Consider the following 24,754-nt stretch of genomic DNA (forward strand, 5'->3'; position numbering starts at 1 on the left):
GAAAAAAAAAAGCCTGTGGGTGGGGGTGGGGGGGCCGGGGGGTCTTTCCCCCCCCCCCCTTTTTTTTTTTCCCCCACAAAAAAGGGGGGGCCCCCCCCCCCCCCCCTCCCCCCCCCCTCCGCTTTTTGCCGAACCGCCGGAGGCTACTCGCGGCGCAGGCTCGGCTTCAGGTCCTTGAACCGGGCCAGCAGCCCGTTCACGAACGAGGGGGACTCGTCCGTCGAGAACTCCTTGGCCAGCTGGACGGCCTCGTCGATGGCCACGGCGTCCGGGGTGTCGTCCGCCCAGATCAGCTCGTAGGCACCGAGCCGCAGGATGTTCCGGTCCACGACCGGCATGCGGTCGAGTTCCCAGTCCACGGCGTAGGTGACGATCAGGTCGTCGATGCGGTTCACCTTGTCGGCGTACCCCTCGACGAGATCCATCGTGAAGGCGCTGACCGGCGGCTGACGGTCGTCCGACCGCGAGTGGCGGATCCAGTCCGCGAGGACCTCGCGAACGGGCACCCCCCGCTGGTCGGCCTCGAAAAGGATCTGGAAGGCGCGCTTGCGCGCATTGCTCCGAGCAGCCACGGGTTAGTTGCTCTTCCGGCCGAGGTAGTCGCTGGTGCGCGTGTCGACCTTGACCGTCTCGCCGGTGGTGACGAAGAGCGGGACCTGGATCTCGTGGCCGGTCTCCAGCTTGGCGGGCTTGGTGCCGCCGGTGGAGCGGTCGCCCTGGACGCCCGGGTCGGTGTGCTCGATCTTGAGCTCGACCGCGGCCGGGAGCTCGACGTAGAGCACCTCGCCGTCGTGCTGGGCCACGGAGGCGGTGAAGCCCTCGATCAGGAAGTTGGCGGCGTCGCCGACGGCCTTCTTGTCGACCATCAGCTGGTCATAGGTGTCCATGTCCATGAAGACGAAGTAGTCGCCGTCCATGTACGAGAACTGCATGTCGCGGCGGTCGATCGTGGCCGTCTCGACCTTCGTGCCGGCGTTGAAGGTCTTGTCGACGACCTTGCCGGAGAGCACGTGCTTGAGCTTGGTGCGCACGAAGGCCGGGCCCTTGCCGGGCTTGACGTGCTGGAACTCGACGACGGACCAGAGCTGGCCCCCGTCGAGCTTCAGCACCATGCCGTTCTTGAGGTCGTTCGTGGAAGCCACGGTTGCGGAATCTCCTGCACTGGAAGACCACGGGTGCGCGCACAGCCCGGAAGGGGGCTAGAGCGCGAGCAGCTCCTTGGTCGTAATGGTGAGTAGCTCTGGACCGCCGTCCGCCTCGGGGCGTACGACGAGCGTGTCATCGATCCGGACACCTCCCCGGCCCGGGAGGTGAACCCCCGGTTCGACGGTGACCGGCACGCAAGCGTCCAGTTTACCCATTGCCGTAGGTGCAAGCTGCGGGTCCTCGTCGATTTCGAGGCCCACACCGTGTCCGGTCGACGGAGCAAGGGCTTCCGCGTGGCCCGCGGAGTCCAGGACGGAGCGTGCGGCATGGTCCACGTCCCGGTACGCCGCACCGGGCAGCAGGGCCTCGCGGCCGGCCCGCTGGGCGGTGAACACGAGGTCGTACAGCGCGATCTGCCAGTCCGCGGGACTGGTGCCGATCACGAAGGTCCGGCCGATCTCGCACCGGTAGCCGCGGTAGTTGGCGCCGAGGCAGACCGAGAGGAAGTCACCCTCCTCCACCCGGCGGTCGGAGGGCCGGTGGCGGGAGCGGCCCGAGTGCGGGCCGGTGCCGACGGAGGTCGGGAAGGCCGGGCCGTCCGCCCCGTGGTCGACGAGCCGCCGTTCCAGCTCCAGGGCCAGGTGCCGTTCGGTGCGCCCGACGAGGATGGACTCCAGCAGCTCGCCGAGCGCCTGGTCGGCGATCTCGGCGGCGATCCGCAGGCAGGCGATCTCCTCCTCGTCCTTGACGAGGCGCTGCTGCTCCACCGCGGTCCCGAGGTCGGCGAGGCGCAGTTTGGGCGCCACCGAGCGCAGGGCGCGGTGCCGGCCGACCGTGAGGTGGTGTTCCTCCACCGCGAGCGAGTCGGCCCGTACTCCGGCGGCCATGTCGGCGGCCGCGACGGCCGGGTCGGCGCCGGGGTTACCCAGCACGGAGACCCTGAGGTGCTCGTCGAGCCGCCCCTCGTCGGCCTCCCCGGTGGGCGCGCCGGCGCAGAACAGCACGTCATCGGTGGGTCCGACCAGCAGTACGGCACCGAGCGGGGACGCCCCCGCGAGGTAGCGGACGTTCGCCGGACGCGTGATCAGTGCGGCGGTGTTTCCCGCGGCGGCGCATCGGTCGCGAAGCAGGCCCCGGCGGGCGGCGTACACGTCTGACATGTCTTCGAGCGTACGAGCGCCCCGCCGATCCGGCCTGGTGAGCGCGTCCGGACGGGGCGCGGACGGCCGTGCCTACTGGCCTGTCAGGGCCCGGGCCAGTGCCTCGTCGAGGGCGCGCGCGGTGCCCTCGACGTCGAGGTGGGAGTTGTCGATGATCGGCAGGCCGGAGCCGTACCAGCCGGCCATCCGGCCGTGGATCCGCGCGACCTCCTCGTCGGAGAGCCGGCGGTTGCCGGAGCGGGCCGCGTTGCGCTCCAGGACGATCTCCAGGCCGGGCAGCAGCACCACGGGCAGCAGCGTGGGGCCCACGTGCCGCTTCCAGCCGCCCAGCCCGACCACGGGCCGGTCGGGGAAGACGGCGTCGTCCAGGATGCAGGAGATCCCGTTCGCCAGGTAGTTGCGTGCGGCGAAGCCGCAGGTGCGGCGGGCGAGCCGGTACTGGGCCTCGGAGTGCTCGTTCCAGCCCGCCTGCGGGTCCGCGAAGCCCGAGCACACCCACTCGCGGACGTCGTCGAGGCTGACGTGCGCGGTCGGCACGGGCCGGGTGCTCGCCCAGTGCCGGGCCACGGTGGTCTTGCCGGCGCCCGCCGGGCCGATGAGGAGCACGGCGAGGACGGCTCCTCCGGTGCCCGCCACCGCGGGCGGCAGCGGGATGTGACCGGTGGCCTCCGACAGGGGCGGCATCGGGTGCGGCGGGGGCTGGTGCCCGGGCTGCGGCGGGGGCTGGCCCGGCCAGCCCTGCGCCGGGGTTATGGGCGGCTGCGGGGGCGCCGCCGGGTGCGGACCCGGCTGACCCCAGCCCGCTCCCCCGCCCCCCACTCCTTGCTGCATCCGCTGCCACTCCGTCTCGTTCCGGCGACTGATGCGAGAACGTTATATGACCGCGGAGGCCAGACCGTCCACCCGTACCGCCAGGCAGGGTGTCAGGCGGAGATCTCCTCCGCCAGTGCGCGCAGCGCCAGCCGGTACGAACCGATCCCGAAGCCCGCCACCGTGCCGGTCGCCACGGCCGCGATGACCGAGGTGTGCCGGAACTCCTCGCGGGCGTACGGGTTCGAGATGTGCACCTCGATCAGCGGCGCCGTGCGCTGCGCCGCCGCGTCCCGCATGGCGTACGAGTAGTGGGTGAAGGCCCCCGGGTTGATGACCACGGGGATCTTCCCGTCCGCCGCCTCGTGCAGCCAACGCACGAGCTCGCCCTCGTCGTTGGTCTCCCGGACCTCGACGTCGAAGCCGAGCTCCTCGCCCAGCGTGCGGCAGCTCTCGACCAGTCCGGCGTACGAGGTGGCCCCGTACACGTCGGGCTCGCGCGAGCCGAGCCGGCCCAGGTTCGGGCCGTTCAGCACGAGCACCGGGCGGCTCACGCCGACACCTCGCCGTAGGCGGCGATCAGGTGCGCCGGGTCGGGGCCCTCCAGGACGGTCGGCTTGGCCAGTCCGTCGAGGACGATGAAGCGCAGCAGGTTGCCGCGGGACTTCTTGTCGACCTGCATGGTCTGGAGCAGCTTGGGCCACTGGTCGCCGCGGTAGGTGAGCGGCAGCCCGACGGCGGCGAGGATCTCCTTGTGCCGGTCGGCGGTCGCGTCGTCGAGGCGGCCCGCGAGCCGGCCGAGTTCGGCGGCGAAGACCATGCCGACCGAGACGGCCGCGCCGTGCCGCCACTTGTAGCGCTCGTTCTTCTCGATGGCGTGCGCGAGGGTGTGCCCGTAGTTGAGGATCTCCCGCAGGCCCGATTCCTTCAGGTCGCTGGAGACGACGTCCGCCTTGACCTGGATCGAGCGGACGATGAGCTCCGCGGTGTGCGGGCCGTCCGGCGTGCGGGCCGCGGCCGGGTCCGCCTCGATCAGGTCGAGGATCTCCGGGTCGGAGATGAATCCGGCCTTGATGATCTCGGCGAGGCCGCTGACGTAGTCGTTGACCGGCAGCGAGTCCAGCGCCGCGAGGTCGCACAGCACCCCGGCCGGCGGGTGGAAGGCGCCCACCAGGTTCTTGCCCTCGGCCGTGTTGATGCCGGTCTTGCCGCCGACGGCCGCGTCCACCATGGCGAGGACGGTGGTCGGTACGGCGATCCAGCGCACCCCGCGCAGCCAGGAGGCCGCGACGAAGCCCGCGAGGTCGGTGGTGGCTCCGCCGCCGACGCCGACGATGACGTCGGTGCGGGTGAAGCCGGACTGGCCGAGGGCCTTCCAGCAGTAGGCGGCGACCTCGATGGTCTTGGCCTCCTCGGCGTTCGGCACCTGGATGGCGACCGCCTCGAAGCCCTGCTCGGCGAGGTCGTCGCGCAGCGCCTCACCGGTCGAGGCGAGCGCCTCGGGGTGGATCACGGCGACCCGCTGGGCCTTCGTACCGATCAGGGAACCGAGCTCGCCGAGCAGCTGACGGCCGACGAGCACGTCGTACGCGTCGTGTCCGGCGCTCGCGCCGACCTGGATCCGCGTCACCTGGTCTGTCATACGTCCTTCAACTCCAGAGCGTCGAGGACCGCCTGGGCGACCTCTTCGGGGGTGCGGTCGTCGGTGGCCACCACGACGCGCGCGACTTCGGTGTACAGGGGGCGCCGCGCGTCCATCAACTCGCGCCACTGGCGGCGCGGGTTGACGGCGAGCAGCGGGCGCGCGGCGCCGAGGCCCACCCGCCGTACGGCTTCCTCGACGTCCATCGACAGATAGGCGACGGGCAGGCCGGTGAGCAGCTCGCGGGTGCCCGCGTCGAGGACGGCGCCGCCGCCGAGGGCGAGGACTCCGGTGTGCCCGGCGACGGCGGCGGCGACCGCGCGGCGCTCCAGCTCACGGAAGTACGGCTCGCCCTCGTCGACGAACAGGTCGGAGATCTCCCGGCCCTCGGCCGCGACGATGTCGGCGTCGGTGTCCCGGTAGGGGACGCCGAGCCGCTCGGCGAGCAGCGCCCCCACCGTGGACTTGCCGGACCCCATGGGGCCGACGAGGACGACGAGTGGTCCGCCCGTCACCGGATCTGCAGGTGGTCGAGGTACGACTGGACGTTGCGGCGGGTCTCCGGGACCGAGTCGCCGCCGAACTTCTCGACGACGGCGTCGGCCAGGACGAGGGCGACCATGGCCTCGGCGACGATGCCGGCGGCCGGCACGGCGCACACGTCGGAGCGCTGGTGGTGGGCCACCGTCGCCTCTCCGGTGGCCACGTCAACGGTGGCCAGCGCGCGCGGCACCGTCGCGATGGGCTTCATCGCGGCGCGCACGCGCAGCAGCTCGCCGGTGGTCAGACCGCCCTCGGTGCCGCCGGAGCGGCCGGAGGTGCGCTTGAGGCCCTCGGGGGTGGAGACGATCTCGTCGTGGGCCTTGGAGCCGGGCACGCGGGCGAGCTCGAAGCCGTCGCCGACCTCGACGCCCTTGATGGCCTGGATGCCCATGAGGGCGGCGGCGAGGCGGGCGTCGAGCCGGCGGTCCCAGTGGACGTGCGAGCCGAGGCCGACGGGGACGCCGTAGGCGAGCACCTCGACGACGCCGCCGAGGGTGTCGCCGTCCTTGTGGGCCTGGTCGATCTCCGCGACCATCGCCTTGCTCGCGTCGGCGTCGAGGCAGCGCACCGGGTCGGCGTCGAGCTTGTCGACATCGGCGGGGGTCGGGTAGACGCCGTACGGGGCCTTGGCCGCGGCCAGTTCCACCACGTGCGAGACGATCTCGATGCCGGCGACCTCCTTGAGGAAGGAGCGGGCGATCGCGCCGAGGGCGACGCGGGCGGCGGTCTCACGGGCGCTGGCGCGCTCCAGGATCGGCCGGGCCTCGTCGAAGCCGTACTTCTGCATGCCGGCGAGGTCGGCGTGGCCGGGCCGCGGGCGGGTGAGCGGCGCGTTGCGGCCGGTGTCCTTGAGCAGCGAGGGGTCCACCGGGTCGGCCGACATGACCGTCTCCCACTTGGGCCACTCGCTGTTGCCGACCATGACGGCCACGGGAGAACCCAGCGACAGACCGTGCCGGACGCCGCCCAGGAAGGTGATCTCGTCCTGCTCGAACTTCATCCGGGCACCGCGGCCATAGCCGAGCCGGCGCCGGGCCAGGTGGTCGGCCACCAGCTCGGTGGTGACCGGGACGCCGGCGGGAAGGCCCTCCAGCGTCGCTACCAGCGCCGGTCCGTGCGACTCCCCGGCGGTCAGCCAACGCAACCTGCTCAACGATGCTCCTCATGCTCGCGCCTGGTACAGCGACGGCGCGATCGGGGTGCGCGGCCCGGACCCGCCTCACCCGATCCTCCCATGTCCGGACGGGTTTGCCGGGCCCCGGTCCAGCTATCGGACGCCTGATCCCCGCGGTTCCCGGCCCGACGCCCGAAATTGACGGTGTCCCGACACGCTGCGAGGATCATCCGCGATTCGCGAAAGATCATTTTCTTTTGCTCACAGGGGGGAATCTTGCGCAACTTCACCAGGGCTCTGATCACGGCCGGTGCCGCCGTTCTCGTCATGACGGGCACGGCCACGACCGCGTCGGCCGCCGCGAACCCGGCCGCCGCCTGCGGCCCGGGCTTCTTCGTCCAGGAGTCCCAGGACCTGGGCTGGTACCAGGGCACCGGCGGACCGCAGGCCACGGCCCACCTGCTCTACAACGCCTCGACCGGCGAGAACTGCGCGGTCACCGTGGTCACGGGCGGCAAGAACCAGGGCACCGTGGGCGCCGGCCTGCGGATCGAGGGCGACGAGGACTTCACCCTCGACGAGGGCGACTTCAACTCGTACGCGGGCCCCGTGAAGGTGCGGGCGAACGGCAAGTGCGTCCAGTACTACGGCTCGACGCAGTACCGGAGCCGCACGGTGATGTACGACGAGTACATCAGTCCGTACGGTCACTGCGGCTGAGCCGGCGCGCGCCGCGCTCGCGGAGCCAGGTCATCCCCGTCCACACGGCGAAGGACCCGACCAGCCCGAAGACGATCGCCTTCGCCCAGAGGGGCAGGTTGCCGAACGCCACCCTGACCACCCCGAACACCACGAAGGGGATGTCCCACTTCGACGCCAGTATCTGTTCCGTGCCCGTCTCGCCCATGCCGCCCCCTGTGAATACGCGCAGGTGGAAAGCCTAACGGGCGGCGAGCGCCCGTTCTCCGGCGGCCCTCATGGCGGCGAGCGGCCCCGGGGTGCGCCCCGTCATCCGCTCGACCTGGAGGACCGCCTGGTGCACCAGGAGGTCCAGGCCGCCGAGGAGCGTGCCCCCGCGCTGTGACCAGGCGGCGGCGAGGGCCGTGGGCCAGGGATCGTAGAGGACGTCGAAGAGGGTGCCGGGGGCATCGGGCACGGCGGCGGCCAGTTCGTCGGTGGCTCCGGCCGGGGTGGTGGCGATGACCAGGGGCGCGGACAGCGCCCCGGCCGCCTCGGACCAGTCGGCCGTGCGGACGGGAACACCGAGCCGCTCGCCCCACTGCCGCATCTCGTCGGCGCGCGCCCGCGAGCGGACGTACGCCGTGACCTCGCCGGAGCAGATCCGCGAGAGCGCGGCGAGCGCCGAGGAGGCGGTGGCTCCGGCGCCCAGGACGGCGGCCGAGGACACCTTCTCGACGCCGCGCTCGTGGAGCGCGGCGACGATGCCGGGGATGTCGGTGTTGTCGCCGAGGCGCCGGCCGTCCTCCGTGAGGACGACCGTGTTGACCGCCTCGACGGACGCGGCCGTGTCGCTGACGCCGTCCAGCAGCGGGATGACCGCCCGCTTGAGCGGCATCGTCAGCGACAGCCCGGCCCACTCGGGTCCGAGTCCGGCGACGAACTCCGGGAGCGCGGCCTCGTCGATCTCGAAGCGGTCGTACGACCAGTCTTCGAGGCCGAGCTCCTGGTAGGCGGCGCGGTGCAGCACCGGTGAGAGGGAGTGCTCGATGGGCGAACCCAGCACCGCGGCCCGTATCCGTGACATGTCCTGCTACCCGCCGTTCTTCTGCTTCTGCCGTTCCTGGAACTCGGCGACGAGCTTGAGGTGCTCGTCGTAGGTCTGGGTGAAGGTCGTCGTGTTGCCGTCGACCGACACGAAGAACATCCAGCCACCGTGATCCGGGTTGAGCGTAGCGGTCAGCGCGTCCATGCCCGGGTTCCCGATCGGGCCGACGGGCAGTCCCTTGATGAAGTGCGTGTTGTACGGGTTGTTGAACGCCTGGGCTTCCTTGAGGTTGAAGTTGATCTCGCTCTGGCCCTTGGCGTAGTTGTACGTCGAGTCGAACTCGATCTTCTGGTTCGTGACGTCGTTGGTCTTCTTGAGGCGGTTGTAGACCACCTCGGACATCTTCCGGAAGTCGTCGTGGTTCTTGCCCTCGGCGTTGACGAGGCTGGCGACCGTGATCACCTGGAGCGGGTTGTCCAGGCCGAGCTCCTTGGCCTTGCTCTCGACGCCCGCTTCCGCGTACTTGTCACTCGCGTTCTTGACCATCAGCTTGAGCAGCGACTCGGGGGTGCTGTCCTTGCTGAGGTCGTAGCGCATCGGGTACAGGAAGCCCTCGAGCGGGTCCATGAGCTTCGGGTTGTTGCCGGCCCAGGCCGGCAGGCCGAGGTTCTTGGCATCCCGCAGGGCGATCTCCCGGGTGGTGCCCTCCGGCTTGCCCAGCTTCTTGTCGATCGCCTCGTACACCTTGGCGTTGCGCATGCCCTCGGTGACGGTGATCACGTTCAGCTTGCTGGGGTCGATCATCAGCGCGACGGCGGCGGCACCCGACATCTTCTTCTTCATCGGGTAGATGCCGGGCTGGATCGACTTGCCCCTGGGGTTGACGTTCGCGGCGTCGACGAAGGCCTGGGCGCTGGCGACGACGCCGGCGTCCTTGAGGATCCGGCCCATCTGCCCCAGGAGCGCGCCCTTGGGGATCTCCACGTCGACCAGCTCGTCCGTGCCCTCGCCCGCGAAGTCCTCGGCGGCGCCGAACCTCGCCTTGATGTACGAGTAGCCGTAGTAACCGCCACCGCCGACCACGCCGAGGATGACCACGGCCGCGATCAGGCAGGCCATGCCACTGCGCTTCTTCGGCTTGCCGCCCTTCGAACGGCCGCCCCGGCGGCCGGGCCCGTCCCCGTCGTCGCCGTCGCCCGCGAGGAAGCCGGTCTCGGGCTCCTCGGCCTCCTCCTCGACCGGTTCCGGCTCCAGGTGGCGCCGGCCCGGGGGCTGCGGTGGCGGGTAGGCATCGGGCGTGGTGTAGAGGTCGGGGGCCTCGCCGGGGTAGCCGGCGACGGTCTGCTGCGCGTACGGGTCCGCGCCCACGTAGGGGTCGGCCTGCACCGCGGCCACGTACTGGCCCTGACCGGTGTCCCAGCCCTGGTCGTCGTACACCGGCTGCTGGGGCTGGGCCTGGGGGTGCGGCTGCTGCGGGGCGTAGGCCTGCTGCTGGGGGGCGTACGCCTGCTGCGGGGCATAGGCCTCCTGCTGCGCGGCGTACTGCTGGTCGGGGTACGGCTGCTGCTGGTACTGCTGCTGCTCGTACTCCGGGTACTGCTGCTGGTACTGCTGGTACTGCTCGGGGTACTGCTGCTGGTACTGGGGCTCCTGCGGGTACTCCTGCTGCGGGGCACCGCCGTAGGGCGCCTGGCCCTGCTGGGTCTGGTGGCCGGTCCACCCCTGGTCCCCGTACAGGGGATCCTCGGGGTGCCAGGGTTCGGGGCCACGGCCCCGGCCATACTCAGTCATCGGTCCCCTAGAGCCGCGAGACGGAGGCCTCGGACTCCGTCGTCCGTGGCACCCGGTTCCGCCTCTTTGACGGTGGGCGACGGCTGTTCGAATGCCGTCTCATCGCGCGGAACGTTACCGTATCGCGATCAGACAACCACTTCGACGCACTCACCGGGCGGATTACCTGATACCCGTTCGGTCTCAAGAGCGTTCTGAAGGATCACCACAGCGGCGGCCTGGTCGATGACCGACCGGCCCTTCTTCGCGTTCTTCCCGGAGGCCCGCAGCCCCTGGGCGGCGGTGACCGTGGTCATCCGCTCGTCCACCAGACGGACCGTCACCGGTTTGATTCCCTTGGCGAGTTCGTTCGCGAAGACGCGCACCTTGGCCGCGGCCGGCCCCTCCCGCCCGCTGAGCGAGCGGGGGAGGCCGACCACGACTTCGAGGGGCTCGTACTCCTCGACGAGCTGCCGCAGCCGCCGGTGGGCGAAGGGGATGTCCCGGCCCGGGACGGTTTCCACCGGCGTGGCGAGCACCCCGTCGGGGTCGCACGAGGCGACCCCGATCCGGGCGTCCCCGACGTCGATGGCGAGCCGGCGGCCGCGGCGCAGCGTCATCGTCAGGCCGTCTCGACGACGAGGCGCTCGACGGCGCTGATGGCCTCGGGGATGGCGGCCGGGTTCTGGCCGCCGCCCTGGGCGACGTCCGGCTTGCCGCCACCGCCGCCGCCGAGGGTCTTGGCGGCCGTACGGACCAGGTCGCCGGCCTTGAGGCCGCGCTCGCGGGCCGCCTCGTTGGTGGCGATGACGGTCAGCGGGCGGTCGTTGGCCACGGTGAACAGGGCCACGACCGCCGGGCGGTCGCCGGGGATCCGGACGCGGACGTCGAGGACCAGCTTGCGCAGGTCGTCGGCGCCGATGCCGTCCGCCACCTGGCCGACGACGAGGGCGACGCCGTGGATGTCCTGGGCGTTCGCGGCGAGACCGGCGGCGGCCTGCAGGACCTTCTCCGCGCGGAACTTCTCGATCTCCTTCTCGGCGTCCTTCAGCTTGCCGAGCATGGAGGCGATCTTCTCCGGCAGCTCCTCCGGACGGCCCTTGACCAGCTCCTGGAGCTGGGCGACGACCGTGTGCTCCTTGGCGAGGAAGTTGTACGCGTCCACGCCGACGAGGGCCTCGACGCGGCGGACGCCGGAGCCGATGGAGGACTCGCCGAGCAGCTTCACCAGACCCAGCTGGGCGGTGTTGCCGACGTGCGTGCCGCCGCACAGCTCCTTGGAGAAGTCGCCGATGGTGACGACGCGCACGCGCTCGCCGTACTTCTCGCCGAATTCGGCGATGGCGCCCTGCTTCTTGGCCTCGTCGATGCTCATGATCTCGGCGGTGACGTCCAGCTCGCGGGAGAGCACGTCGTTGATCTTCTGCTCGACGTCGGTGAGGACCGAGCCGGGGACGGCGTTCGGCGAACCGAAGTCGAAGCGGAAGCGGCCGGGGCTGTTCTCGGAACCGGCCTGGGCGGCCGTCGGGCCGAGGGCGTCGCGCAGCGCCTGGTGGGTCAGGTGCGTGGCCGAGTGGGCGCGGGCGATGGCCCGGCGGCGGTGGACGTCGATGGCGGCGTACGCGGAGGCGCCCACCGTCACCTCGCCGACCTGGACGGAGCCCTTGTGCACGGAGACGCCCGGGACCGGCTGCTGCACGTCGCGGACGACGATGACGGCGCCCGAGTCGAGCTTGATGCGGCCCTGGTCGGCGAGCTGGCCGCCGCCCTCGGCGTAGAAGGGGGTGCGGTCGAGGACGACCTCGACGTCGTCGCCCTCGGAGGCGGCGGGCGCGGAGACGCCGTTGACCAGGAGGCCGACGATGATGGACTCGCCCTGGTTGGTGGCGTAGCCGGTGAACTCGGTGGCCCCGGCGCGGTCCGCGATCTCGCGGTACGAGGAGACGTCGGCGTGGCCGGTCTTCTTGGCCTTGGCGTCGGCCTTGGCGCGGTCGCGCTGCTCCTGCATCAGGCGGCGGAAGCCGGGCTCGTCCACGGAGAGGCCCTGCTCGGCGGCCATCTCCAGGGTGAGGTCGATCGGGAAGCCCCAGGTGTCGTGGAGCAGGAACGCCTTGTCGCCGGAGAGGACCGTGCCGCCGGCGGCCTTGGTCTCGGTCACGGCGGTGTCGAGGATGTTGGTGCCACCCTTGACGGCCTTGAGGAAGGCGGCCTCTTCGGCGAGCGCGACGGTCTCGATGCGCTTGCGGTCGGTGACCAGCTCCGGGTACTGCTGCCCCATCGTGTTGATCACGACGTCGACGAGGTCCCGGACGACCGGGCCGGTGGCGCCCATGAGGCGCATGTTGCGGATGGCGCGGCGCATGATGCGGCGCAGCACGTAGCCGCGGCCCTCGTTGCCGGGGGTGACGCCGTCGCCGATGAGCATGGTCGAGGTGCGGATGTGGTCGGCGACCACGCGCAGCGAGACGTCCGTGCCCTGCTCGGCGCCGTACCGCACGCCGGTCAGCTCGGTGGCCTTGTCCATGACCACGCGCAGGGTGTCGGTCTCGTACATGTTCTGCACGCCCTGCAGGATCATCGCGAGGCGTTCGAGGCCGAGACCGGTGTCGATGTTCTTCGACGGCAGGTCGCCGAGGATCGGGAAGTCTTCCTTCCCGTCGCCGGCGCCGCGCTCGTACTGCATGAAGACCAGGTTCCAGATCTCCACGTAGCGCTCGTCGTTGACGGCCGGGCCGCCCTCGACGCCGAACTCCGGGCCGCGGTCGTAGTTGATCTCCGAGCACGGGCCGCAGGGGCCGGGGACGCCCATGGACCAGAAGTTGTCCTTCTTGCCCAGGCGCTGGATGCGCTCGGCGGGGACCCCGATCTTCTCGCGCCAGATCTGCTCGGCCTCGTCGTCGTCGAGGTAGACGGTGATCCAGAGCTTCTCGGGCTCAAGGCCGTAGCCGCCGTCCGCCACGGAGCTGGTGAGCAGCTCCCAGGCGTACTTGATGGCGCCTTCCTTGAAGTAGTCCCCGAAGGAGAAGTTGCCGCACATCTGGAAGAACGTGCCGTGGCGGGTGGTCTTGCCGACCTCTTCGATGTCCGGCGTACGGACGCACTTCTGCACGCTCGTCAGCGTCGGCGCCGGAGGCTTGACCTCGCCCAGGAAGTAGGGCTTGAACGGCACCATGCCCGCGGGCACCAGCAGCAGAGTCGGGTCGTCCGCGATGAGCGACGCCGAAGGGACAACGGCGTGACCGCGCTCCTCGAAGAAGCTCAGCCAGCGGCGGCGGATCTCAGCCGACTCCATCAGTGGTCCTCATTCCGGTCGTACGAAAACGTGTGGGTGGTCTTGTCGTTCTGGATGGCCCGCAGCCGCCGCGGCCCGGGGAGGGCGGTGACGTTGCCGTTCAGGGCCGGGTTGTCGGCATCCTGGTGCAGGCCCAGTGCGTCGTTCAGCTCGTCCTCGCGCTGGGACATTCCCGCCTTGACGTCGAGGGCGAAGTCCTTGAGGCGGTGGCCCGCCTCCACGGCCTTGTCGGCGGCCTGGGCGGCGAGGCTCTCCGGTGTCAGCTTCTTCAGCTGCCGGTTGACCTTGGTGGTGGCCCACACGCCTGCGGCGGCGCCTGCGGTGAACCAGAAGGCTCGGCGGAACATCGGTGGTCTCAGCCCTTCTGCTTCCGGCGCCGGGCGGCCGGCACCGTACGGCCGACGATCACGCTACGTCGGGTTGTCTTCGCGGGCACCTCGTCGGCCTTGCCCAGCGCCTTGCGGACGCCGTAGCCGAAGGCCGCGACCTTCACCAGCGGCCCGCCGAAGGCGGTGGCCACGGTGGAGGACAGCGCGGAGGCGTTGGAGGTGACCTCCTGGACGTCGCTCGCGATGGCGTCGACCCGGTCCAGCTGGGTGCGCGCGGAGCGGACGGTGGTGGAGGCGTCGGCCAGCAGCGGGACGGCCTGGTCGGTCACGTCGGCCACCAGCTTGGTGGCCGCCCTGAGCACCTGGGCCAGCCTCGCCAGCGCCACGGCGAGGAACGAGATCAGGATGGCCCAGAAGACGGCCACGATGATCCCGGCCACCTCTACACCGGACACGTCACACCGCTCTCTGTCTGCGCCTGAACCGCCGGCTGCACCGATTCCCCCATGGTCCTCCGACCCTATCGCGCCGAGGATCCCCGGCCGTACCCGAATTGGGGGTCGGGAGGCACCGCCTTGAACGCAGCGCATCCGGAGCAGTACCCTCCGTGTCCCATGCGACAGAGACCCCTGCGAGACAGGCCCTGGGGCAATCTTCCCTCGGAGCCGGGCCGGTTCATCGGGCGGGGTGCCGAACTCGCCGAGCTGGGACGGCTCCTGGAGTCCTCCCGGCTGGTCACGGTGACCGGCGTGGGCGGGGTGGGCAAGTCCCGGCTGGTCCTCGCGGCGGCCTGGTCGGCCGCCGAGGCGGCGCAGGGGTCGGAGGGGACGCTCCCGGCGCGGGCGGCGCGGGAACGGCACGGCGACGGGGTGTGGCTGGCCGAGCTGGCCTCCGTACGGGAGCCCGCGCTGCTGGAGCTGACCGTCTCCGAGGCGCTCGGGCTGAGCGACCACACCACCCGTCCGCCCCGGACCGTCCTGGCCGAGCACCTGGCCGGGCGGCGGCTGCTGCTGGTCCTGGACGGCTTCGAGCAGCTGGTCGACGGGACCGCCGAGCTGGTACGGGAGCTGCTGCGCCGCTGCCCCGGTCTGCGGGTCCTCGCGGCGGGCCGGCGCCCGCTCGCCCTGGACGGGGAGCTGGTGCTCCCGCTGGCCCCGCCGGTCCCCGAGGAGGCCCTGGCCCTGCTGGCGGCGCGGGCCGGGGCGGCCGACCCGGGCTTCGCCGTCACGGCGGCGAACCGGGCGGCGCTGGTCGAGGTGTGCGAGCGCCTCGACGGGATCCCGCTGGCCCTGGAGCTGGCGGCGGCCCGGCTGCGGACCCTCTCCCCCGCGCAGGTGCTGACCCGGCTGGAGGACCGCTTCGCGCTGCTGACGGGGGGTGGGCGCGGGGCGCTGCCCCGGCACCGGGCGCTGCGCACGGCCATCGGCTGGAGCCACGAGCTGTGTACGCCCGCGCAGCGGCTGCTGTGGGCGCGGCTGTCGGTGTTCGCGGGGCAGTTCGACCTCGACGCCGCCGAATACGTGTGCGCGGGTGCGGACCTGCCGGTGGAGGACGTGCTGGACCTGGTCGGCGAGCTCCAGGAGCAGTCCCTGCTGGTCCGCGAGGAGACGGCCGCCGGGGTGCGCTTCCGGATGCTGGAGACCGTACGGGTGTACGGCGCAGGCTGGCTGGAGTCGCTGGGCGACACCCGGCGGCTGCGGCGACGGCACCGGGACTGGTACATGGGGCTGGCCACCTGGTGCGAGCTGGACTGGTTCAGTCCGCGCCAGCAGGCGGTGGCCACGCTGGTGGAGACGGAGCTTCCGAACCTGCGGCTGGCCCTGGAGTGCTGCCTGGACGAGCCGGACGAGGTGCACCTGGGCCAGTACCTGGCGGGCAGCCTGTGGTTCTACTGGGCGGGGTGCGGACGCCTGACCGAGGGGCGGCACTGGCTGGACCGGGCCCTGGAGCCCACCGGCCCGGCGGTGACGGAGTACGAGAACTCCCGGCTGAAGGCCCTGTGGGTCCTCGGCTACGTCGCGGCCCTGCAGGGGGACGCGGCGGCCTCGATGGGCGCCCTGTACGAGTGCCGGGACGCGGCGGCGCAGGCCGGCAACCCCCTCGCCTCGGCCTACGCGGTGCACCGGCTGGGCTGCCTGGCGCTCGTCTCGGACGACATGGCCCGGGCCCGGGAGCTGCTGGGATCGGCCCTGGAGCAGTACCGGGCGGTCGGGGAGCTGAACAGCAACGTCCTGATGTGCCAGGTGGAACTGGGGATGGCGCTCGCCTTCCAGGGGGAGCTGCCGGGCGCGCTGACCCTGTGCCGGGAGGTCCGGGAGATCTGCGAGGAGCGCGGGGAGCGCTGGACGAAGGCGTACGCCCTGTACGTGCTCGCGTACGCGGCCCTGGACGCGGGGGACGCGCAGGAGGCCCGACGGCTGCTCAACGAGTGCGTGGCGATCAACCACGCCTTCCACGACCTGGTCGGACTGGTCCTGGCCCTGGAGCTGCTGGCCCTGGTCACGGTCGCGGAGGGCGATCCGGCCGAGGCGGCGCTGCTGCAGGGCGCGGCGGAGCCGATGTGGGGCGGGGTGGGGCTGCAGCTGTTCGGCTCGGGGTACTTCAACGCCCCGCGGCTCATGTGCCGGGAGCGCGCCGGCGAGCTGCTGGGGGCCGAACGGTACGAGGCGTACGCGGCCGAGGGGCGGGAGCTGAGCCGCGAGGCCCTGGTCGGGCGGGCCCGGCGCGGCCCCGGTGAGCGCGGGCGCGCGGCCCGGGTGTCCCGGCAGGCGGGACGGGGCGGGACCGGCGGCCCCCGGGTGTCGCGCCGCGCGGCGGCGGCGGACCAGCCGTAGTCCGCGGGCCGGCCGGCCCGTGAACGGGAAAACCCGCCGCCCCCCGGAGGGGACGGCGGGCTGACCAGCCAGTGAGACTAGGCCTGCATCAGCGGGCGTAGTACTCGACGACGAGCTGCTCGTCGCAGATGACCGGGATTTCCTTGCGGTTCGGGTCGCGGTCCAGGCGGAAGGCCAGGGCCTTCAGGTTGACCTGCAGGTAGCGCGGGGTCTCGCCCTCGCCTGCGTAGCCACCCTCGCGGGCAACCTGGAACGGAACCTTCTCGCGGCTGCGCTCGCGCACCGTGATGACGTCGTCCGGACGGACGCGGAACGACGGCTTGTCGACCTTGTCGCCGTTGACCTCGATGTGGCCGTGAACGACCATCTGGCGGGCCTGGTAGATGGTGCGGGCGATGCCCGAACGCAGGACCAGGGCGTCGAGGCGACGCTCGAGCTCGACGACCAGCGCCTCGCCCGTCTTGCCTTCGGCCTTCTTGGCGCGGTCGTACGCGCGGGCCATCTGACGCTCAGAGATGTCGTACTGAGCGCGCAGACGCTGCTTCTCCAGCAGACGAACCTTGTAGTCCGAGTTCTGCTTGCGGCCACGGCCGTGCTCGCCCGGCGGGTAGGGGCGGGCCTCGAAGTACTTGACGGCCTTCGGGGTCAGCGCAATGCCGAGGGCACGCGACTTCTTGACCTTGGGTCGCTTCTGGTTCACGTGGAACCTACCTCCATGTAAGTTAGGTGAGGCTTACCTTAGCGAGGAGGACGTAATGTCTCGACCACATGGGATCCCCCTGCCCAGTGCGCAGCGCAGTTCGGATTCAGACGAAACAGAATCCGCTTGCGCCGACGATAAGCAAGGTCAGCCGCGTCCCAGGGAAGGCGTTCGGCAGCTCACCGGAGCCGAACGCGTACGAACCCTCGTAGAGTCCAACGCCTCAGTATCCCTCACGCTCATCGGTGCTCGTGACAGTCACGAGCACGAGGAGTTCGGGACAGGGATGCCGGCCGCACGGACCGTCACCCCGGACGGGGACGTGATTCTCCTTGTTTCCGGGGAATCCGCGGCTGCCAGAGCAGCCGCTCACGCCCAGGACGACGACCTCACCGCCGTGATCGAGATCACGGATGTGGCGCCGGTGTCCGTCCCACATCGTATCCGAGGTCGCGCCTGGCTGGCCGGGTGGCTGACGCCGGTGCGCGGTGACGACCGCGCCGCCTGCGCGGCGCTGCTCGCGGAGCGCCACCCGGTGGGCGAGCTGCTGGGTCTGTCGGAGGCCTCGGAGCTGCCGTACTCGGCCCGCCCGGCGTGGATGATGCTGCGGCTGGAGGTCGGCGAGATCTCGGTGGACGACCTGTGGGGCGCCGAGCACGTGGACCCGGAGGACGTGGCCGCGGCCGAGCCGGACCCGATGGTCGCCCACGAGACGGAGCTGCTGCAGCACCTGCACGCGGCCCACGGGGACCGGATCGGCGAACTGTGCGGCCTGCTCGGCGCCCGCGAGGCCGGCGGCATGACCGCCGTCCCGCTCTCCCTGGACCGGCTGGGCCTGCGCGTCCGCTTCACCGGCGGCGCCGCCGGCTCCTTCGACGCCCGCTTCGACTTCCCGGAGCCGGTCGCGGACATCTGCGGCCTGCGGCGGGCGATGCACACCCTCTTCTCGGCGGCCTCTCACTGAGGGCAGACGGCCGGCGTCCGCTGGAGGGCGAGCTTCTCGGGCGGGGTGACGGAGAGGCCGTACCCGGCCTTGACGCCGGTGTACCGGCGTGCGTACTCGCACCGGTACACGGAGGTCAGGACCCGCCGCGGAGCCGCTCGCGGACCTTTTCCACCACGTCCGCGTAGCGGGCCTCCGCTCCGTACCGCGTCGGCTCGTAGTACCGCTTCCCGTGCAGCTCGTCCGGCGCGTACTGCTGCGCCGCGATCGCGCCCGGGACGTCGTGCGGGTACACGTACCCCTGTGCGTGCCCCAGCTTCGCCGCGCCCTTGTAGTGCCCGTCCCGCAGGTGCGCCGGGACCGTCCCCGCCAGTCCGGCCCGTACGTCGGCCAGCGCCGCGCCGATCGCGGTCGTGGCGGTGTTCGACTTCGGGGCCAGCGCCAGCGCGATGGTCGCGTGCGAGAGGGTCAGCGCGGCCTCCGGGAAGCCGATCATCGCCACCGCCTGGGCCGCGGCCACCGCGATCGGCAGGGCCGTCGGGTCCGCGAGGCCGATGTCCTCGCTCGCCGAGATCATCAGGCGGCGCGCGATGAACCGGGGGTCCTCCCCCGCGTCGATCATGCGGGCGAGGTAGTGCAGCGCCGCGTCCACGTCCGAGCCCCGGATCGACTTGATCAGCGCGCTCGCCACGTCGTAGTGCTGGTCACCGTCGCGGTCGTAGCGGACGGCGGCGCGGTCGACCGCCTCCTCGACCGTCTCCAGGGTGATCTCCGCCTCGCCCTTGGCGATGGCCGATCCGGCCCCCGCCTCCAGCGCCGTCAGGGCCCGCCGGGCATCGCCGCCGGCGATCCGCAGCAGGTGTGCCTCGGCGTCCTCGGGCAGGGTGACCGCCCCGCCCAGGCCCCGCTCCTCGGCGAGCGCGCGCCGCATCAGCGCGCTCAGGTCCTCGTCCGTCAGCGGTTCCAGCGTCAGCAGCAGCGACCGCGACAGCAGCGGGGAGATGATCGAGAAGTACGGGTTCTCGGTGGTGGCCGCGATCAGCGTCACCCAGCGGTTCTCGACGGCCGGGAGCAGCGAGTCCTGCTGGGCCTTGCTGAAGCGGTGGATCTCGTCGAGGAAGAGGACGGTCTCCTTGCCGTAGCCGCCGGCCGCGCGCCGGGCGCCCTCGATGACCGCCCGTACCTCCTTGACGCCCGCGGTGATGGCGGAGAGTTCCACGAACCGCTTCTGCGTGGCCTGGCTGACCACGTACGCGAGGGTGGTCTTGCCGATGCCGGGCGGACCCCAGAGGATCACCGACGAGGCACCCGCGGGGCCGCCGGCCCCTTCCCCGACCAGCCGCCGCAGCGGTGACCCGGGCTTCAGCAGGTGCTGCTGGCCGACGACCTCGTCCAGGGTGCGCGGGCGCATCCGGACGGCGAGCGGGGAACTCGCGGGGTCCTTCTCCTGGCGGTCTTCGGCAGCGGCGGTGAACAGGTCTGGTTCCACACAGGAAGCCTAAGCCAGCCCACCGACAGGGCCGGCCGGACCCGGACAGGGCCTAGGAGGTCCAGAAGTCCCACCAGCGCGTCAGGATCAGCATGCCGATGATCCCGACGTGCAGCACCGGGAGCACCCAGGTGAACTCGTCGAGGAAGCTCTTGAGCCAGCCCGGAGCCGGCAGCAGGCCCTCACGGACGTTGTGCGAGGTGACGTACCAGAACATGAAGATCGTGGCGACCCAGGCCAGGCAGCACCACAGGCAGAGCGAGTTGATGGTGTAGAGCGACTGGTAGGTGAGCCAGGCGCAGAAGACCACGCCGAAGAGGGTGCCCGCGTTCAGCGTCAGCCAGTACCAGGGGCGGAACCGGGCACCGGCCAGCAGGCTCATGCCGACGCAGATCACGATGCCGTAGGCGACCAGTCCGAGCATGGGGTTCGGGAAGCCGAAGACGGCCGCCTGGTCGCTCTTCATGATGTTGCCGCAGGAGACGACCGGGTTCAGGCTGCAGCCCGGCGTGAAGTTCGGGTCCTCCAGCAGCTTGAACTTGTCGATCGTGATCACCCAGGCGGCCAGCAGGCCCGCGGCGCCGGTGATCACCAGCAGCAGGGCCAGCGCCCGGCTGCCGCCGACGGTTCCCCGGGCGGTGTCCGCGTCCGTACCTCGTGTCGTCATACCGCCCGCTCCACATCTGCCAGGTGATCAAGCCCGGGCCATTCTGCCGTACGAGCCTGTGAACGGACGGGGCCGGGGAAAGATCCCCGGCCCCGTCCTGAGGCATTCCTGCCGCAGCCGTCAGGCGAGGCGGGCCTTGACCGTGTCGATCAGCTCGGCCAGGGCCACCGGACCCTGCTCGCCGGACTCCATGTCCTTGAGCTGGACCACGCCTTCCGCCAGATCCCGGTCGCCCGCGACGATGGCGAAGCGCGCACCGCTGCGGTTCGCGTCCTTCATGGCGCCCTTGAGGCCCTTGCCGCCGTACGACATGTCCGCCGCCACGCCCGCCTTGCGCAGCTGCGTCACGAGGCCGAACACAGTCGCCTTGGCCTCGCCCAGCGCCACGGCGAACACCGACGTCGACGCCGGGATGTCGAGCTCGACGCCCTCCTTCTCGAGTGCGAGGACCGTGCGGTCCACGCCGAGCGCCCAGCCCACCGACGGCAGTGCCGGTCCGCCGATCATCTCGGACAGGCCGTCGTAGCGGCCGCCGCCGCCGACCGCGATGCCCAGACCGTCGTGGACGAACTCGAAGGTGGTGCGGGTGTAGTAGTCCAGCCCGCGGACCAGCTTGTCGTCGTCCTCGAAGGCCACGCCGGCCGCCGTCACCAGCGCCCGCACGTCCTCGTGGTACGCCTTGCACGCGTCGCACAGGTAGTCGCGCAGCAACGGAGCGCCGCCCAGCTGCTTCTGGACGTCGGACCGCTTGTCGTCGAGGACGCGCAGCGGGTTGATCTCGACCCGGCGGACGGTCTCCTCGTCCAGGTCCAGGCCGCGCAGGAAGCCCTGCAGCGCCTCCCGGTACACCGGGCGGCACTCCTTGTCGCCCAGCGAGTTCAGCAGGATCCGGAAGTTGCTCAGGCCGAGCGAGCGGTACGCCTGGTCGGCCAGGATGATCAGTTCGGCGTCCAGTGCCGGGTCCTCGGCGCCGATCGCCTCGGCACCCACCTGCGAGAAGTGGCGGTAGCGGCCCGCCTGCGGCTTCTCATAGCGGTAGTAGGAGCCGGAGTACCAGAGCTTGACCGGCAGGTTGCCCTTCTTGTGCAGGCTCGCCTCCAGGGCGGCGCGCAGCACGGAGGCGGTGCCCTCGGGACGCAGGGCGAGCTGGTCGCCACCCTTGGTCTCGAAGGCGTACATCTCCTTGGAGACGATGTCGGTGGACTCGCCGACGCCGCGGGCGAAGAGGCCCACGTCCTCGAAACCGGGGGTCTCGATGTAGCCGTAGCCGGAGTTGCGGAGCGGGGCCGCGATGGCCTCGCGTACCGCCAGGTACTTCACGGAGACCGGCGGGATCAGGTCGTACGTGCCCTTGGGGGCCTGAAAAGTAGCCACGAAACTCTCGTCACATTCCTCGTCGTGGAGCGGCTGTCGGGTCCGCTGCGTGCCCATGGCGGCCTGCGGCCACTTCCCGCAGGTACGGGTTGGTCGCACGCTCGCGGCCGATGGTGGTCTGGGGACCGTGGCCGGACAGCACCACGGTCGAGTCGTCGAGCGGCAGGCACACGCGGCCCAGCGATTCGAGCATCTCGGCGTGGGAGCCGCCGGGCAGGTCGGTGCGTCCGATGGAGCCGGCGAAGAGCAGGTCGCCCGAGAAGAAGACCGGCGGGATGTCGGCCAGCTCGGGCATCCGGAAGGTCACCGACCCCCTGGTATGCCCCGGCGCGTGCGCCACGGAGAAGTCCATTCCGGCCAATTTCAGCGCGGCGCCGTCGGCCAGTTCGCGGACGTCGTCCGGCTCCCCCACGGTCAGTTCGCCCATGAGCGGCATCCCGATGGAGCGGCCGAGGGCCTTCTCCGGGTCGCTCATCATGTAGCGGTCCTCGGGGTGGATCCAGGCCGGTACGTCGTGTGCTCCGCACACCGGGACCACCGAGGCCACATGATCGATGTGGCCATGGGTCAGCACGACCGCGACGGGCTTGAGCCGATGCTTCTTCAGCGTCTCCTCGACACCCTGGGCGGCCTGGTGGCCCGGGTCGATGATGACGCACTCCTCACCGGCGGCGGGGGCGACCACGTAACAGTTGGTCCCCCAGGCCCCGGCAGGGAACCCGGCAATCAGCACGTTCGTCCTCAATCGTCGTCCGGCGGGAGGCTGCAGGTCGGAATCCTGCTGCTCAGAGCCTACCGGCGCCGCTCATTACACAGCGAACCCATATACGGTACGGCCTATCCCAGCCCGGACAGCAGTACCAGACACGTACAAGGAGACGACCCCGTGGTCACGAGCGATCAGCGGCGGCGACAGCTCGCCAGGGAGAAGTACGAGCGCCAGCAGGAGCGCCGGGCCGAGGCCCGCAGGAAGGCGCGCCGGCGTGCGGCGGTGATCGGCGCGGCGGTGGCCGTGGTGGTCGCGACGCTGGTCGGCCTGATCGTCGGCGGCGTCTTCGACAAGGACAAGAAGGACCAGGCCTCGGACCCGGCGGCGAACCCGTCGGCCTCGCCGTCGGCGCCCGAGCCCAAGCAGTCCCCCTCGCCGGAGATGGCGATCGACCAGAAGGCGAAGTACACCTTCGCCCTGAAGACGAGCGCGGGCGACATCAACTTCACGATGGACGCGGCGAAGACCCCGCAGACCGTGAACTCCTTCAAGTCGCTCGCCGACAAGAAGTACTTCGACAACACGAAGTGCCACCGGCTGACGGCCGGCGGGATCTTCGTGCTGCAGTGCGGCGACCCCGAGGGCACCGGCCGGGGCGGCCCGGGCTACAACATCCCGGACGAGAACCTGGACTCGCTCGGCAAGGCCAACGAGCAGGATCAGGTGATCTACCCGGCGGGCACGGTCGCGATGGCCAACACGGGTCAGCCCGGCTCGGGCGGCAGCCAGTTCTTCCTCGTCTACAAGGACAGCCCGCTGGCGCCGTCGTACACCCCGTTCGGCAAGATCGACGCGGCCGGCCTGAAGGTCCTGGAGGACATCGCCAAGGCCGGTACGGTCGACGGCGGCCAGGACGGCGCGCCGAAGACCGAGGTCAAGATCGAGAAGGGCACGGTCACCCAGAACTGACCGGATGCGGCGGCCCCGGGCCTCGCCGGCCCGCCGCCCGTACGTCGATATTCCGTCGTGCGGGATGCGGACAGCCGGCCCGGCGGTCGCCTATGTTGGCGTTGTGCAGGGCGGGCGCTGCCCGCCCCAGGAAACTGTGGACGATGCCCAGGGGGTGAACCCCTCGCAGGCATCAGGTGGAGGAGGCGCTGTGAGCAGCGACCCGTGGGGCCGAGTCGACGAGACGGGCACCGTGTACGTGCGTACTTCCGAGGGCGAGCAGGTCGTCGGTTCGTGGCAGGCGGGCACCCCTGAGGAGGCCCTGGCCTATTTCGAGCGCAAGTACGAGGGCCTGGTGGTGGAGATCGGCCTCCTCGAAAAGCGGGTGCGGACCACTGATCTGTCCGCCAAGGACGCGCAGACGGCGATCGACCACCTGCGCACGCAGGTCGACGAGCACCACGCCGTGGGCGACCTCGACGCCCTGCGCGTGCGGCTGGACAAGCTGGTCGAGACCGTGGAGTCGCGGCGCGAGGAGCGCAAGGCCCAGAAGGCGAAGCAGACGGACGAGGCCCGTGCGGCCAAGGACGCGCTGGTCGTCGAGGCCGAGCAGCTGGCGCAGAGCGACCAGTGGCGCAGCGCCGGCGAGCGGCTGCGCGCCCTGGTGGACATCTGGAAGGGGCTGCCGCGCCTGGACCGCAAGTCGGACGACGAGCTGTGGCACCGGTTCTCGCACGCCCGTTCCGCCTTCTCCAAGCGCCGCAAGGCGCACTTCGCCTCGCTGGACGCGCAGCGCGAGGATGCCCGCAAGGTCAAGGAGAAGCTGGTCGCGGAGGCCGAGTCGCTGTCGAAGTCGACCGACTGGGGTCCGACGGCCGCCCGCTACCGCGAGCTGATGGCGGACTGGAAGGCGGCGGGCCGGGCGCAGCGCGAGTCCGAGGACGACCTGTGGAACCGTTTCCGCGGTGCGCAGGACGTGTTCTTCGCGGCCCGCAGCGAGGTGTTCGCGGAGCGCGACGCCGAGCAGGTGGAGAACCTGAAGCTGAAGGAGGAGCTGGCCGACGAGGCCGAGAAGCTCGTCCCGATCACGGACCTGAAGTCGGCCCGTGCCACGTTCCGCTCCCTCAACGAGCGCTGGGAGGCCGTCGGCCACGTGCCGCGGGACGCCCGGCCGAAGGTCGAGGGCCGGATGCACGCGGTGGAGCGGGCGATCCAGGAGGCCGAGGAAGGCGAGTGGCGCCGTACGAACCCGGAGGCGCGGGCGCGTGCGGCCGGTCTGACGGGTCAGCTCCAGGCGGCGGTCGACAAGCTGCGTGAGCAGATCGACGCGGCGCGCGCCGCCGGCAACAACGCGAAGGCCGACAAGCTGGCCCGGGAGCTGGAGGGCCGCCAGGCCCTGCTGGACCAGGCGCTGAAGGGCCTGGAGGAGTTCGGCGGCTGAGCCGGCGCCGCACCGACGTGCCGGGGCCCGGTGGTGATCCTTCACCGCCGGGCCCCGCCGCGTGGGTCACCGGGCGCGGGTCTCGCCCTCGCCGATGTCGAGGGCCCGCCCCAGCGC

25 protein-coding genes are annotated in these 24,754 nt (G+C 71.3%); 5 read left to right on the forward strand and 20 right to left on the reverse strand.

What is annotated here, in order from left to right; translation table 11 throughout:
* Window positions 1-143 precede the first annotated feature (143 nt).
* The 8 genes from nusB to aroC form a co-directional block, all read right to left on the reverse strand.
* Window positions 144-572 (reverse strand): transcription antitermination factor NusB, encoded by a 429-nt coding sequence (gene nusB, locus ACZ4VT_RS35010; protein WP_467955426.1) that lies wholly within the window; start codon window positions 570-572, stop codon window positions 144-146.
* A 3-nt stretch (window positions 573-575) separates the two neighbouring features.
* Window positions 576-1,142 carry an elongation factor P gene (gene efp / locus ACZ4VT_RS35015; protein WP_467955427.1) on the reverse strand — a complete coding sequence of 189 codons (567 nt, stop codon included), beginning with the start codon at window positions 1,140-1,142 and terminating at the stop codon, window positions 576-578.
* 57 nt (window positions 1,143-1,199) lie between these two features.
* Complete coding sequence (locus tag ACZ4VT_RS35020) at window positions 1,200-2,306, reverse strand: aminopeptidase P family protein (RefSeq protein ID WP_362803099.1); 1,107 nt, start codon at window positions 2,304-2,306, stop codon at window positions 1,200-1,202.
* A 72-nt stretch (window positions 2,307-2,378) separates the two neighbouring features.
* Window positions 2,379-3,137 (reverse strand): AAA family ATPase, encoded by a 759-nt coding sequence (locus ACZ4VT_RS35025; RefSeq protein ID WP_467955428.1) that lies wholly within the window; start codon window positions 3,135-3,137, stop codon window positions 2,379-2,381.
* A gap of 92 nt (window positions 3,138-3,229) precedes the next feature.
* The gene (gene aroQ / locus ACZ4VT_RS35030) at window positions 3,230-3,670 is read right to left on the reverse strand and encodes a type II 3-dehydroquinate dehydratase (RefSeq protein ID WP_362803104.1); all 441 of its coding nucleotides are present in this window, start codon (window positions 3,668-3,670) and stop codon (window positions 3,230-3,232) included.
* Complete coding sequence (aroB, locus tag ACZ4VT_RS35035; protein WP_467955429.1) at window positions 3,667-4,758, reverse strand: 3-dehydroquinate synthase; 1,092 nt, start codon at window positions 4,756-4,758, stop codon at window positions 3,667-3,669. Before aroB ends, aroQ begins: the two co-directional genes overlap by 4 nt.
* Complete coding sequence (locus ACZ4VT_RS35040; RefSeq protein WP_467955430.1) at window positions 4,755-5,273, reverse strand: shikimate kinase; 519 nt, start codon at window positions 5,271-5,273, stop codon at window positions 4,755-4,757. The genes aroB and ACZ4VT_RS35040 overlap by 4 nt, the downstream gene beginning before the upstream one ends.
* Complete coding sequence (gene aroC, locus ACZ4VT_RS35045) at window positions 5,270-6,454, reverse strand: chorismate synthase (RefSeq protein ID WP_388836367.1); 1,185 nt, start codon at window positions 6,452-6,454, stop codon at window positions 5,270-5,272. Before aroC ends, ACZ4VT_RS35040 begins: the two co-directional genes overlap by 4 nt.
* 237 nt (window positions 6,455-6,691) lie before the next feature.
* Between aroC and ACZ4VT_RS35050 the strand changes: the two genes are divergently transcribed.
* Complete coding sequence (locus ACZ4VT_RS35050) at window positions 6,692-7,135, forward strand: spore-associated protein A (protein ID WP_467955431.1); 444 nt, start codon at window positions 6,692-6,694, stop codon at window positions 7,133-7,135.
* Here the strand turns inward: ACZ4VT_RS35050 and ACZ4VT_RS35055 are convergent.
* The 7 genes from ACZ4VT_RS35055 to ACZ4VT_RS35085 all read right to left on the reverse strand — a co-directional run bounded on the left by ACZ4VT_RS35055 (window position 7,110) and on the right by ACZ4VT_RS35085 (window position 13,987).
* The gene (locus tag ACZ4VT_RS35055; protein WP_362803117.1) at window positions 7,110-7,322 is read right to left on the reverse strand and encodes a hypothetical protein; all 213 of its coding nucleotides are present in this window, start codon (window positions 7,320-7,322) and stop codon (window positions 7,110-7,112) included. The two genes, ACZ4VT_RS35050 and ACZ4VT_RS35055, sit on opposite strands and share 26 nt — an antisense overlap.
* A gap of 33 nt (window positions 7,323-7,355) precedes the next feature.
* Window positions 7,356-8,180: a shikimate dehydrogenase gene (locus ACZ4VT_RS35060; RefSeq protein ID WP_467955432.1), complete on the reverse strand. Its 825-nt coding sequence runs from the start codon at window positions 8,178-8,180 to the stop codon at window positions 7,356-7,358.
* Between the two features lie 6 nt (window positions 8,181-8,186).
* Window positions 8,187-9,932, reverse strand: a complete 1,746-nt coding sequence (gene mltG, locus ACZ4VT_RS35065; RefSeq protein ID WP_467955433.1) for an endolytic transglycosylase MltG — start codon at window positions 9,930-9,932, stop codon at window positions 8,187-8,189.
* A gap of 128 nt (window positions 9,933-10,060) precedes the next feature.
* A complete protein-coding gene (ruvX, locus tag ACZ4VT_RS35070; RefSeq protein WP_030387206.1) occupies window positions 10,061-10,531 on the reverse strand; it encodes a Holliday junction resolvase RuvX in 471 nt (156 codons plus the stop codon).
* Between the two features lie 2 nt (window positions 10,532-10,533).
* Window positions 10,534-13,203 (reverse strand): alanine--tRNA ligase, encoded by a 2,670-nt coding sequence (gene alaS / locus ACZ4VT_RS35075; protein ID WP_467955434.1) that lies wholly within the window; start codon window positions 13,201-13,203, stop codon window positions 10,534-10,536.
* A complete protein-coding gene (locus ACZ4VT_RS35080) occupies window positions 13,203-13,550 on the reverse strand; it encodes a DUF6167 family protein (protein ID WP_467955435.1) in 348 nt (115 codons plus the stop codon). Before ACZ4VT_RS35080 ends, alaS begins: the two co-directional genes overlap by 1 nt.
* Window positions 13,551-13,558: 8 nt before the next feature.
* Window positions 13,559-13,987: a DUF948 domain-containing protein gene (locus ACZ4VT_RS35085; protein ID WP_467955436.1), complete on the reverse strand. Its 429-nt coding sequence runs from the start codon at window positions 13,985-13,987 to the stop codon at window positions 13,559-13,561.
* A gap of 159 nt (window positions 13,988-14,146) precedes the next feature.
* Between ACZ4VT_RS35085 and ACZ4VT_RS35090 the strand changes: the two genes are divergently transcribed.
* Window positions 14,147-16,366, forward strand: coding sequence for an ATP-binding protein (locus tag ACZ4VT_RS35090; protein WP_467955437.1), 2,220 nt, complete (start codon window positions 14,147-14,149; stop codon window positions 16,364-16,366).
* A gap of 88 nt (window positions 16,367-16,454) precedes the next feature.
* Here ACZ4VT_RS35090 and rpsD read toward each other — a convergent pair whose 3' ends face one another.
* On the reverse strand, window positions 16,455-17,066 hold the full coding sequence (rpsD, locus tag ACZ4VT_RS35095) for a 30S ribosomal protein S4 (protein ID WP_008740451.1): 612 nt from the start codon (window positions 17,064-17,066) through the stop codon (window positions 16,455-16,457).
* Between the two features lie 286 nt (window positions 17,067-17,352).
* On the opposite strand from rpsD, the gene ACZ4VT_RS35100 reads away from it, so the two are divergent.
* Entirely contained in the window at window positions 17,353-18,030 is a 678-nt protein-coding gene (locus tag ACZ4VT_RS35100) for a DUF2470 domain-containing protein (RefSeq protein ID WP_467955438.1), read from the forward strand.
* A 115-nt stretch (window positions 18,031-18,145) separates the two neighbouring features.
* Here the strand turns inward: ACZ4VT_RS35100 and ACZ4VT_RS35105 are convergent, their stop codons facing one another.
* From ACZ4VT_RS35105 to ACZ4VT_RS35120, 4 genes are all read right to left on the reverse strand, one after another.
* On the reverse strand, window positions 18,146-19,498 hold the full coding sequence (locus ACZ4VT_RS35105) for a replication-associated recombination protein A (protein WP_362803138.1): 1,353 nt from the start codon (window positions 19,496-19,498) through the stop codon (window positions 18,146-18,148).
* 52 nt (window positions 19,499-19,550) lie between these two features.
* A complete protein-coding gene (locus ACZ4VT_RS35110) occupies window positions 19,551-20,165 on the reverse strand; it encodes a vitamin K epoxide reductase family protein (protein WP_467955439.1) in 615 nt (204 codons plus the stop codon).
* 120 nt (window positions 20,166-20,285) lie between these two features.
* The gene (gene hisS / locus ACZ4VT_RS35115) at window positions 20,286-21,539 is read right to left on the reverse strand and encodes a histidine--tRNA ligase (RefSeq protein ID WP_327412906.1); all 1,254 of its coding nucleotides are present in this window, start codon (window positions 21,537-21,539) and stop codon (window positions 20,286-20,288) included.
* A gap of 10 nt (window positions 21,540-21,549) precedes the next feature.
* Window positions 21,550-22,272, reverse strand: a complete 723-nt coding sequence (locus ACZ4VT_RS35120) for an MBL fold metallo-hydrolase (RefSeq protein WP_467955440.1) — start codon at window positions 22,270-22,272, stop codon at window positions 21,550-21,552.
* Window positions 22,273-22,425: 153 nt separating this feature from the next.
* Here ACZ4VT_RS35120 and ACZ4VT_RS35125 point away from each other — a divergent pair, with 153 nt between their 5' ends.
* Together ACZ4VT_RS35125 and ACZ4VT_RS35130 are read left to right on the forward strand one after the other, a co-directional pair.
* The gene (locus ACZ4VT_RS35125) at window positions 22,426-23,217 is read left to right on the forward strand and encodes a peptidylprolyl isomerase (protein WP_467955441.1); all 792 of its coding nucleotides are present in this window, start codon (window positions 22,426-22,428) and stop codon (window positions 23,215-23,217) included.
* Window positions 23,218-23,407: 190 nt separating this feature from the next.
* Window positions 23,408-24,637 carry a DUF349 domain-containing protein gene (locus tag ACZ4VT_RS35130; protein WP_467955442.1) on the forward strand — a complete coding sequence of 410 codons (1,230 nt, stop codon included), beginning with the start codon at window positions 23,408-23,410 and terminating at the stop codon, window positions 24,635-24,637.
* Window positions 24,638-24,754 lie beyond the last annotated feature (117 nt).

The organism is Streptomyces sp. NPDC029164 (genome assembly GCF_055563995.1).

Bases quoted from the DNA above. Each gene is read 5' to 3' on its own strand.
- ACZ4VT_RS35060 (WP_467955432.1), bottom strand. From the start codon at position 8,180: ATGTCACGGATACGGGCCGCGGTGCTGGGTTCGCCCATCGAGCACTCC.
- mltG (WP_467955433.1), bottom strand. From the start codon at position 9,932: ATGACTGAGTATGGCCGGGGCCGTGGCCCCGAACCCTGGCACCCCGAG.
- ruvX (WP_030387206.1), bottom strand. From the start codon at position 10,531: ATGACGCTGCGCCGCGGCCGCCGGCTCGCCATCGACGTCGGGGACGCC.
- alaS (WP_467955434.1), bottom strand. From the start codon at position 13,203: ATGGAGTCGGCTGAGATCCGCCGCCGCTGGCTGAGCTTCTTCGAGGAG.
- ACZ4VT_RS35090 (WP_467955437.1), top strand. From the start codon at position 14,147: ATGCGACAGAGACCCCTGCGAGACAGGCCCTGGGGCAATCTTCCCTCG.
- ACZ4VT_RS35100 (WP_467955438.1), top strand. From the start codon at position 17,353: ATGCCGGCCGCACGGACCGTCACCCCGGACGGGGACGTGATTCTCCTT.
- aroB (WP_467955429.1), bottom strand. From the start codon at position 4,758: ATGACAGACCAGGTGACGCGGATCCAGGTCGGCGCGAGCGCCGGACAC.
- ACZ4VT_RS35025 (WP_467955428.1), bottom strand. From the start codon at position 3,137: ATGCAGCAAGGAGTGGGGGGCGGGGGAGCGGGCTGGGGTCAGCCGGGT.
- ACZ4VT_RS35020 (WP_362803099.1), bottom strand. From the start codon at position 2,306: ATGTCAGACGTGTACGCCGCCCGCCGGGGCCTGCTTCGCGACCGATGC.
- ACZ4VT_RS35080 (WP_467955435.1), bottom strand. From the start codon at position 13,550: ATGTTCCGCCGAGCCTTCTGGTTCACCGCAGGCGCCGCCGCAGGCGTG.
- ACZ4VT_RS35110 (WP_467955439.1), bottom strand. From the start codon at position 20,165: ATGACGACACGAGGTACGGACGCGGACACCGCCCGGGGAACCGTCGGC.
- ACZ4VT_RS35055 (WP_362803117.1), bottom strand. From the start codon at position 7,322: ATGGGCGAGACGGGCACGGAACAGATACTGGCGTCGAAGTGGGACATC.